The 9,981-nt window shown below is 71.4% G+C and carries 7 protein-coding genes; 5 read left to right on the forward strand and 2 right to left on the reverse strand.

Annotated elements, in window-relative coordinates; all coding sequences use genetic code 11:
* Both HA630_RS13845 and HA630_RS13850 read left to right on the forward strand, forming a co-directional pair.
* On the forward strand, positions 1 to 948 hold the full coding sequence (locus HA630_RS13845; RefSeq protein WP_166834682.1) for a pseudouridine synthase: 948 nt from the start codon (positions 1 to 3) through the stop codon (positions 946 to 948).
* Positions 945 to 1,994, forward strand: coding sequence for an acyltransferase family protein (locus tag HA630_RS13850; RefSeq protein WP_166835357.1), 1,050 nt, complete (start codon positions 945 to 947; stop codon positions 1,992 to 1,994). Before HA630_RS13845 ends, HA630_RS13850 begins: the two co-directional genes overlap by 4 nt.
* Positions 1,995 to 2,112: 118 nt before the next feature.
* On the opposite strand, the gene alaS is transcribed toward HA630_RS13850, so the two are convergent.
* A complete protein-coding gene (gene alaS, locus HA630_RS13855) occupies positions 2,113 to 4,749 on the reverse strand; it encodes an alanine--tRNA ligase (RefSeq protein ID WP_166835359.1) in 2,637 nt (878 codons plus the stop codon).
* A 159-nt stretch (positions 4,750 to 4,908) separates the two neighbouring features.
* The gene (locus tag HA630_RS13860; protein WP_166833875.1) at positions 4,909 to 5,985 is read right to left on the reverse strand and encodes a nitronate monooxygenase family protein; all 1,077 of its coding nucleotides are present in this window, start codon (positions 5,983 to 5,985) and stop codon (positions 4,909 to 4,911) included.
* Positions 5,986 to 6,091: 106 nt separating this feature from the next.
* Between HA630_RS13860 and HA630_RS13865 the strand changes: the two genes are divergently transcribed.
* The 3 genes from HA630_RS13865 to HA630_RS13875 all read left to right on the forward strand — a co-directional run.
* Positions 6,092 to 6,607, forward strand: a complete 516-nt coding sequence (locus HA630_RS13865) for a dihydrofolate reductase (RefSeq protein ID WP_166833877.1) — start codon at positions 6,092 to 6,094, stop codon at positions 6,605 to 6,607.
* 8 nt (positions 6,608 to 6,615) lie between these two features.
* Positions 6,616 to 9,258: an ATP-binding protein gene (locus HA630_RS13870; protein WP_166833879.1), complete on the forward strand. Its 2,643-nt coding sequence runs from the start codon at positions 6,616 to 6,618 to the stop codon at positions 9,256 to 9,258.
* The coding region (locus tag HA630_RS13875; RefSeq protein ID WP_166835354.1) for a GAF domain-containing protein at positions 9,242 to 9,981 on the forward strand (740 nt) is incomplete at its 3' end. The genes HA630_RS13870 and HA630_RS13875, both read left to right, overlap by 17 nt.

Genomic DNA, 9,981 nt, shown 5'->3' on the forward strand with positions numbered 1-9,981 from the left:
ATGGCCCACGTGCCCAAAAACGCGTCCATCCCCATGCGCGACGGGGTCTCGCCCAGTTGCGTGGCGCTGCCGCGCATGCGCGTGGCGCCCTGGCCCACGCTGCTGGACTTTCTGGCCGAGCGCCTGCCGCGCGTGCCGCGCACCGAATGGCTGCAGCGCATGCAAGCCGGCGAGGTGGTGGGCGACGACGGCTTGCCCTTGCCACCCGAAGCCCCTTACGAGAACGGCGCCCGCGTGTACTACTGGCGCGCGCTGCCGCAGGAGCCGGTCATTCCGTTCGAGGAAACGGTGGTGTTCCAGGACGAACACCTGGTGGTGGCCGACAAACCGCACTTTCTGCCCGTCACTCCCGGTGGGCGCTACGTGCAGCAGAGCCTGCTGGTGCGCCTGAAAAGACGGCTGAACCTGCCCAACCTCAGCCCGCTGCACCGCATCGACCGCGAAACCGCCGGGCTGGTGGTGTTCAGCGTGCGCCCGCAAGACCGCGACGCCTACCAGCGCCTGTTCCGCGAACGGCACATAGCCAAAACCTACGAAGCCATCGCCCCCGCTGCGCCGCACCTGGCCTGGCCGCAGACGCGCCGCAGCCACATCCTGGAGTGCGAGGACGCCTTCTACAAAATGCGCGAAGCCGCGCCGCACGAAGGCCTGCCCGACAACAGCGAAACCCACATCCACCTGCTGGAGCAGCGCGGCCCGTGGGCGCGCTACCGGCTGGAACCCGTGAGCGGCAAACGCCACCAGTTGCGCGTGCACCTGAACGGCCTGGGCCTGCCGATGGCGGGCGACCAGTTCTACCCGGTGGTGCGGCGCGCACCGGGCGAGGCCGAAGACTTTACCAACCCGCTGCGCCTGCTGGCCCAGGCCATCGCCTTCACCGACCCGGTGACCGGCGCGCCCCGGCGCTTCGAGAGCGCGCGTTGCCTGCGCTGGCCGGACGCACCGTGACCACCGCCCGCCAACCCGGCATCGACGCGCTCAAGGTGCTGGCGTCGCAAACCATCGTGTTGCACCACCTGTCGGCCTACGGGCCGGTGGCCGAGGCCATGGAACACGCCGCCCCGGCCCTGATGGACTGGCTCTACGGCTACGGCCGCATGGCGGTGCAGGTGTTTCTGGTGCTGGGCGGCTACCTGGCCGTGCCCAGCCTGATGCCGGCCATGGCGGGCGGTGTGTCGGCCCTGGGGCTCAGCCTGTGGCGGCGCTACCTGCGGCTGGCCCCGCCGTTCCTGGTGGCGCTGGCGCTGGCCATGGCGGCCGCGGCCGTGTCCCGCCCCTGGCTGAGCGCCGACCTGGTGCCCGAGCACCCCTCGCTGGACGAATGGCTGGCCCACGCCCTGCTGCTGCAGGAGGTGATGGGGGTGGAAGCCCTGTCGGCCGGCATCTGGTACGTGGCCATCGACTTCCAACTGCACGCGCTGCTGGCCTTGCTGCTGTGGTTGGGGCAACGCGGCGGGCAAGCGCGCACGGCACAGGCGCTGGTGCTGGGGGTGGCGGCCGCCTCCCTGCTGTGGTGGAACCGCGCCCCGGGGCTGGACGACTGGTCGATCTACTTCTTCGGGGCCTACGGGCTGGGGGTGATGGCGCGCTGGTCCGGGCAATGGCCACAGGCGTGGGCCCGGGGTGCGTGGCTCGCCGGCCTGGTCGTGCTGGGCACGCTGGCCCTGCTGCTGGAATTCCGACACCGCATCGCCCTGGCGCTGGCCGTGGCCCTCTGGCTGGCCACCGCGCAGCGTTGGACCTGGCGCCTGCCCTTGCCCTGCGGCCTGGGCGCGGCGCTGCACGCGTTGGGGCGCTCGTCGTACGCCTTGTTCCTGGTGCACTTTCCGGTGCTGCTGCTGGGCAATGCGCTGTTCGCGGCCCTGGGGCTGAGCGGCCCAGCAGCCGGGGTGGCGTTGTTCCTGGCGGTGTGGGGCATGAGCGTGCTGCTCGGCGGGGCGTTCGAACGCTGGGTGGAGGCACCGCTGGGGCGGTGGGTGCGGCGGAAGGATTGAACGGGCCCATGGGCACTGGCCTGCAAGCTGTGCCTGCACGCCACCCGGGCCGCCACAAAAAAAGCCGCAACGCTCAGACGTTGCGGCTTTCCCATTCAGCCAGGGAAGGCTGCGGCGGTCACACCCGCTCGGTCACCCACGCCTGAACGCTGGCCAGGGCCTGGGGCAGGCCTGCGGCATCGGTGCCGCCGGCCATGGCCATGTCGGGCTTGCCGCCGCCCTTGCCGCCCACCTGCTGGGCCACAAAGTTCACCAGCTCGCCGGCCTTGAGCTTGCCCACGCTGTCGGCGGTCACGCCGGCGGCGATCTGCACCTTGCCACCGTCCACGGCGGCCAGCACGATGGCGGCGGTTTTCAGCTTGTCTTTGAGCTTGTCCATGGTGTCGCGCAGCACCTTGGCATCGGCACCGTCCAGCTTCGCGGCCAGCACCTTCAGGCCCTTCACGTCCACGGCCTGGCCCAGCAGTTCGTCGCCTTGGGCCGAGGCCAGCTTGCCTTTCAAGGCAGCCACTTCCTTTTCCAGCGCCTTGATCTGCTCCAGCGTCTGCGCGACACGGGCGGTCAGCTCGGCGGTGGGGGCTTTGAGGGCACCGGCGGCTTCGCCCACGGTACTTTCCAGCTGCTGCAGGTAAGCCAGCGCGTTGGCGCCGGTCACCGCCTCGATGCGGCGCACACCGGCGGCCACGCCGCCTTCGGCCACCACCTTGAACAGGCCGATGTCGCCGGTGCGCTGCACGTGGGTGCCACCGCACAGTTCGCGGCTGGAGCCGATGTCGAGTACCCGCACCGTTTCACCGTATTTCTCACCGAACAGCATCATGGCGCCGGTCTTCTGGGCGCTTTCGATGTCCATCACCCGCGCATCGGTGGCGCTGTTGGCCAGGATTTCGGCGTTGACGATGGCCTCGATCTGGCGGATTTCGGCGTCGGTCACCGGGGCGTTGTGGGCAAAGTCGAAGCGGGTGCGCTCGGCGTTGACCAGCGAGCCTTTTTGCTGCACGTGGCCGCCCAGCACTTCGCGCAGGGCCTTGTGCATCAGGTGGGTGGCGCTGTGGTTGCGCACGGTGGCGGCGCGCAGGGCGGTGTCCACCTCGGCGGCCACGTGGTCGCCCACGGCCAGGGTGCCTTGTTCCAGCACGCCGTGGTGGCCGAAGACATCGGCCTTGATCTTCAGGGTGTCTTCGACCGCGAAGCGGGCCGAGCCGCTGGTCAGCGCGCCTTGGTCGCCCACCTGGCCGCCGCTTTCGGCGTAGAAGGGCGTGGTGTCCAGCACCACCACACCGGTCTGGCCGTGCTTCAGTTCGGCCACCGGGGTGCCGTCCACGTACAGGGCCAGCACCTTGGCCTGGGTGGCCAGCTGCTCGTAACCGACGAAGGTGTTGCCGGCACCGGTGTAGTCCAGCGCCTTGTCCATTTTGAACTTGCCGGCGGCGCGGGCCTGGGCTTTTTGCTTTTCCATGGCGGCTTTGAAGCCGGCCTCGTCCACGCCCAGGCCGCGCTCGCGGCACACGTCGGCCGACAAGTCGAGCGGGAAGCCGTAGGTGTCGTGCAGCTTGAAGGCCACGTCGCCGGGCAGCACCTTCGCGCCGTCGGCCAGCGCGGCGTCCAGGATCTGCATGCCGTTTTCCAGCGTCTCGTAAAAGCGCTCTTCCTCGGCCTTCAGCACCTCGGTGATGCGCTGGGCTTGTGCCGCCAGGTTCGGGTAGGCCGCGCCCATCAGGCGCACCAGGTCGGGCACCAGCTTGTGGAAGAACGGTGCCTTGCGCCCCAGCTTGTAGCCGTGGCGGATGGCGCGGCGCACGATGCGGCGCTGCACGTAGCCGCGGCCTTCGTTCGACGGAATCACGCCGTCGCTGATCAGGAAGGCGGTGGCGCGGATGTGGTCGGCGATCACCTTCAGCGACGGGTTGGCCAGGTCGCTGCAGCCGGTTTCGCGGGCGGCGGCCTGGATGAGCGCGTCGAAGATGTCGATTTCGTAGTTGCTGTGCACGTGCTGCAGGATGGCCGCCAGGCGCTCCAGGCCCATGCCGGTGTCCACGCAGGGGGCGGGCAACGGGGTGACGGAGCCGTCTTCGTGCATCTCGAACTGCATGAACACGTTGTTCCAGATCTCGATGAAGCGGTCGCCGTCTTCTTCCGGGCTGCCCGGGGGGCCGCCGGGGATGTGGTCGCCGTGGTCGTAGAAAATTTCCGAGCACGGGCCGCAGGGGCCGGTGTCGGCCATCATCCAGAAGTTGTCGGACTTGTAGCGGCCGCCTTTGTTGTCGCCAATGCGGATGACGCGCTCGGGCGGCAGGCCGATTTCCTGGGTCCAGATGTCGTAGGCCTCGTCGTCCTCGGCGTACACGGTGGCGAGCAGGCGCTCGGCCGGCAGCTGGTAGACCTCGGTCAGCAGTTCCCAGGCCCATTTCAGCGATTCGCGCTTGAAGTAGTCGCCGAAGGACCAGTTGCCCAGCATCTCGAAGAAGGTGTGGTGGCGGGCGGTGTAGCCCACGTTTTCCAGGTCGTTGTGCTTGCCACCGGCGCGCAGGCAGGCCTGCACGGAAGCGGCGCGCACGTAGCTGCGCTTGTCGGTGCCCAGGAACACGTCCTTGAACTGCACCATGCCGCTGTTGGTGAACATCAGTGTCGGGTCGTTGCCGGGCACCAGCGGGCTGGACGCGACCACGGTGTGGCCCTTGGCGGCGAAGAAGTCCAGGAAGGTCTTGCGGATCTCGGCCACGGAGGCCACGGGTGTCGCGGAAGGCTGGGTCATGGTCGGCTGCGGCGTGGCGGCACCACGCGGGGGGTCGGGGTTGAGGGGCCGGCGCAGCGGCGCACGGGCACCGGCTGGGCTAACCCTTCATTTTAGCGACAGGCACCGCCGGGCGACGGTCGGGCACGCCGAAGCGGCCCGCCGTGGCGCGGCCGGCGCTCAGGTCCGCCAGCCGCTGGCCAGTGCCTGGGTCAGCGCGCCCGCCGGCAGGGGGCGGCAGGCGGGCGCGCCCTGGCCCGCCCACAGCGGGGTGAAGTCGCTGCGGCCCGCGCTTTCGGCGGCGGCGCGCAAGGGCGCCATGGCGCTGGCCGCCAGCGGAAACGCCGGGGCCAGCGGGTTCAGGCCCACCGTGCCGGCGGCCAGTTCGCGCATGGCGCGGTTGACGATGCCGCGCGCCGGTCGCCCGGTGAACAGGTTGGTCAGCGCGGTGTGCTGTGCCGCGTCGGACCGCAGCGCCTGGCGGTGCAGCGGCGTGGGGGTGGCCTCGGGGCACAGCAGGTAGGCGGTGCCCACCTGCACGCCGGCTGCGCCCAGGGCCTGCGCGGCGGCCACGCCGGCGGCGTCCACAATGCCCCCGGCCGCGATCACCGGCACCCGCACCGCGCGCACCACCTGGGGCAGCAGGGCGAAGGTGCCCAGCTGGGTGGTCAGGTCGTCGGTAAGGAACAGGCCGCGGTGGCCGCCGGCCTCCAGCCCCTGGGCGATCACGGCGTCGGCGCCGTGGGCTTCGAGCCAGCGCGCCTCGTCCACCGTGGTGGCGCTGGCTAGCACCTTGGCCCCCCAGGCCTTGACCTGCGCCAGCAACGCCGGCTCGGGCAAGCCAAAGTGAAAACTCACCACCGGGGGGCGGAAGGCGGCCAGCAGCTCGGCGGCGGCGGCGCTGAAGGGGGCGCGCGCCGCCACGGCCGGGCCACTGGGCGGCGGCAGACCGGCCTCGGCGCAGAACGGCGCCAGAGCCCGGTGCCAGGCGGCTTCGCGCGCCGCGTCGTGCGTGGGCGGGCGGTGGCAGAAGAAGTTGACGTTGTAGGGGCCGGCCGCCTGCGCCTGCAAGCGCTGCAGTTCGGCACGCAAAGCGTCCAGGCTCAGGGTGGCGGCGGGCAGGGAGCCCAGGCCGCCAGCGGCGCACACGGCCAACGCCAGCGCGCTGTCCTGCGAGCCGGCCATGGGCGCCTGGACCACGGGGTGACGCAGGCCCAGCCAGGCACAAAAGGGAAAGGCGGCGGTGGTGTTCGGCATGCGGGCATTGTGCCCAAACCGGGCCGGGCGGTGGCGGCGGATGGGCCAGGACGGACCATACCCCCCGGCCAGCCACGGCGGGGCGGGGCTGCTATGCTGGGCCGCCATGCGCATCAACCTCATCTACGCCCGCGCCGCCAACGGCGTCATCGGCCGGGACAACGCCATGCCCTGGCACCTGCCGCAAGACCTGGCGCACTTCAGGCGCCACACCCAAGGCTGCCCGGTCGTCATGGGGCGGGCCACCTGGGAGTCGCTGCCGGCGCGCTTTCGGCCCCTGCCCGGCCGCCTGAATCTGGTGCTGACGCGCGACCCCCAGCGCGCCGCGGCGCTGCAGGCCGAAGGCGCCGTGCCCGTGGACAGCCTGGAGGCGGCCCTGGCCCGGTGCCGCGCTCAAACGCCCGCCCCGGCCGAGGTCTGGGTCATGGGCGGCGCACAAATCTACGCCCAAGCCGAACCGCTGGCGCAGCGGGCGCTGGTGACCGAAATCGACCGCGTGTACGACGGCGACGCCCACGCCCCCACCCTGGGGCCGGACTGGACCGAAACCGCCCGCGAGCGCCACCGCAGCGACGACGGGCTGGCCTTTGCCTTCGTGACCTACGAGCGCCGGCCCCGCTGACCCGCGCCATGGCCTGGACGCTGACCGACGCACTGTCACTGCCCCACCCGGCCCCCAGCCCGGACGGCTGGCTGGTGGCGCTGTCGGCCTTGGCCGCCGTCACCGCCTGCGTGCTGGTGATGCAGATCACCGGCCTGGCCCACAAGGCCGCGGTGCCGCTGCAGGCGCGCCTGGCCCACCTGAGCGCGGCGCTGACCCTGGGCACCGGCCTGTGGGTGGTGCACCTGTTGGGGGCGTTTGCCCTGGGGCTGCAGGGCACGGCCCTGCCGGCCGACGACGGCGGGCTGCTGCTGTCGATCGTGCCCACCGTGGCCGCGGCCTGGCTGGGCCTGGACCGGCTGGCGGCGCCGCCGGTGTCGTACCGGCGCTGCGCCACCGCCGGGCTGCTGATCAGCGCCGGCATGCTGGGCAGCCACATCGGCGCGGTGGCCGCCGCCGGCACCCCCTGGACGGCGCTGCTGGGCTGGCACGACCTGCCGCCGCTGCTGCTGTCGGGTCTGGGCTTTGGCTGGGCCTTCTGGCTGCGCCTGGGGCGCGGCACGCTGGGCCGGTCAACCGGCCAGCTGCTCAAGCGCGACCTGCTGGCCGGGGGGGTGGCGGGGGCGGGGCTGGTGCTGAGCCACTACCTCTCGCTGCTGGGCATGCACCACGTGCTGGCGTCGCTGCAGGTGGGCACCGACCCGATCCGCCTGTCGCAAACCCTGCTGGTGTTCCTGCTGGTGCTGCTGGTGGCGGGGGGCAGCGCCACCTGGCTGGCCTACCGTCAGACCGTGCAGGCCCTGTCCGACAAGGAACACCGCTTTGCGGCCATTCTGGACAACGCGCTCGACGGCCTGGTGACTTTCGACGCCCAAGGCCGGCTGCTGACGGCCAACGTGCGGGCCCGCGAGCTGCTGGGACTGCCCGCTGACGGCCTGCCCGAGCGCCGGCTGCACAGCTGGCTGTGCACCGACACCGACGCGCCCGACCCCGACCCGCTGGGCCTGATCCGGCCCGGCGTGCGCGAACTGCTGCTGCTCAAGGCGGACAGCCGCCGGCTGGCGGTGCGGCTGTCGGTCGGGCAGGCCCGGCTGCCGCCACAGGACGTGTTCGTCGGCCTGCTCAGCGACATCACCGAGGAAACCCACAACCGCCGCCGGCGCCAGGAACTGCGCAGCGAACTGGCCTCGTTCGCGCGCGCCATGACCGAGCACAGCGTGTACGCCGAAACCAACAGCGCCGGCACCATCACCCGGGTCAACGAGGCCTTTGCCCGCATCAGCGGCCACCCGGCGGAGGCGCTCATCGGCCAGGACCACCGGCTGCTGCGCTCCGGCGTGCACCCCCGGGAATTCTGGGACGACCTGTGGGCCCACATGCGCAGCGGCCGGCCGTGGCGGCGCGAGGTCTGCAACCGTGCCCGCGACGGCCACCTCTACTGGCTCGACAGCACCGTCACCCCGGTGCTGGACAGCCACGGCCACATCCGCCGCATCGTCTGCATGAGCCACGACATCACCGCGCGCAAGGCCGACGAAAAGCTGCTGCGCAACACCCAGCAGGCGCTGGAGATGTCGAACCGGGCCGCCGGCATTGGCACCTGGGACCACGAGGTGGGCAGCGCGCAGGTGCACTGGTCGCCGGTGACCTGCCAGATCTTTGGTGTGCCCAGTGGCACCGCGCTTGGCCTCAGCGATGCGCTGGGCCGCGTGCGCCAGGTCCATGCCCTGCGCCTGGCGGCCGGGCGCGCCCTGCGGCACGGCCAGGGCTGGGACCTGGAGCTGACCATCGTCACCGCCGACGGCCGCGAGCTGTGGGTGCGACACATCGGCAACGCCGAGTGGCACGAGGGGCGCTGCGAACGGCTCTACGGCACGGTGCAGGACATCGACAGCCGCAAACGCCACGAACTGGACCTGGCCGAGGCGCGCGAAGCCGCCGAGGCCGCCTCGCGCAGCAAGGACCGCTTCCTGACCACCATGAGCCACGAGCTGCGCACCCCGATGAACGCCATCCTGGGCTTTGGCCAGATGCTGCAGATCGACCCCGAGCTGACCCCGCTGCAACAGGACAACGTGGCCGAAATCCTGCAGGCCGGCGGGCACCTGCTGGAGCTGATCAACGACGTGCTGGACCTGGCCAAGATCAACACCGGCAAGGTGGAGATGTCGCTGGAGCCGGTGCCCCTGGCCAACACCCTGCGCGACTGCGAGCAGCTGGTGCGCGGCCTGGCCGAGCGCCACGGCGTGACGCTGCACCTGCCCGAAGCCCCCACCGCCGTGCTGTGGGCCGACGCGCTGCGGCTGCGCCAGGTGCTGCTCAACCTGCTGACCAACGCGGTGAAGTACAACCGCGCCGATGGGCAGGTGGTGGTGGCGCTGCAAGCCGGGCCCCGGGGCCAGCTGCGGCTGGAGGTGAGCGACACCGGTCGGGGCATCCCGCCCGAACGCATGGACGACCTGTTCAAGCCCTTCCAGCGGCTGGACACCGACGGCGCCAGCATCGAAGGCACCGGCATCGGGCTGTGCATCACCCGGCAACTGCTGGAACTGATGGGCGGTACCATCGGCGTGCGCAGCCAGCCGGGGCTGGGCAGCACCTTCTGGATCACCCTGCCCCTGGCGCCCACCGCCGCCCCACACCCGAAGGTCCCACATGCAAGCACCGCCTGAGCTGCCCCGCGAAGCCGAACGGCTGGCCGCCCTGCACGCCCTGCGCATCCTGGACACGGCCGCCGAGGCGGCCTACGACCAGGTCGTGGACTTCGTCTGCCAGCAATGCCAGGTGCCGATGGGGCTGGTGACCCTGGTGGACGCGGACCGCCAGTGGTTCAAGGCGCGGCGCGGCGTGGCGCTGAGCGAAACGCCGCGCCGGGTGTCGTTCTGCGGCCACGCTTTGAGCGAGGCGGAGCTGCTGGAGGTGCCCGACGCGCTGAAAGACCCGCGCTTCGCCGACAACCCCCTGGTGACTGGGGCGCCGTTCATCCGCTTTTACGCCGGCGCGGTGGTGCACGACGAGGCCGGGCTGCCGCTGGGCACCGCCTGCGCCCTGGACACCGTGCCACGCCAGCTGACACCGCAACAGCGCCAAGCGCTGCTGCAGGCCGCGCGCAATGCCGCCCTGCTGCTGGCCCTGCGCGCCAGCAGCCAGCGCATGCTGGAACTCCATTCCAGCCTGGCCGACAAACAGGCCGCGCTGGGCCAGCTGCAGGCCGTGGCCAGCCACGCGCTGGCGCAGCACCAGCCGGCCTTCCTGTCCCACATGGGGCACGAACTGCGCACCCCGCTCAACCTGATGCTGGGCTACGCCCAGACGCTGGACCTCGACCCCCGGCTGGACGCGCAGCACAAGGACAGCGTGGAGGAGATCCTGCGCGCCGGCTGGCAGCTGCTGCA

This window comes from Aquabacterium sp. A08 (assembly GCF_011742065.1).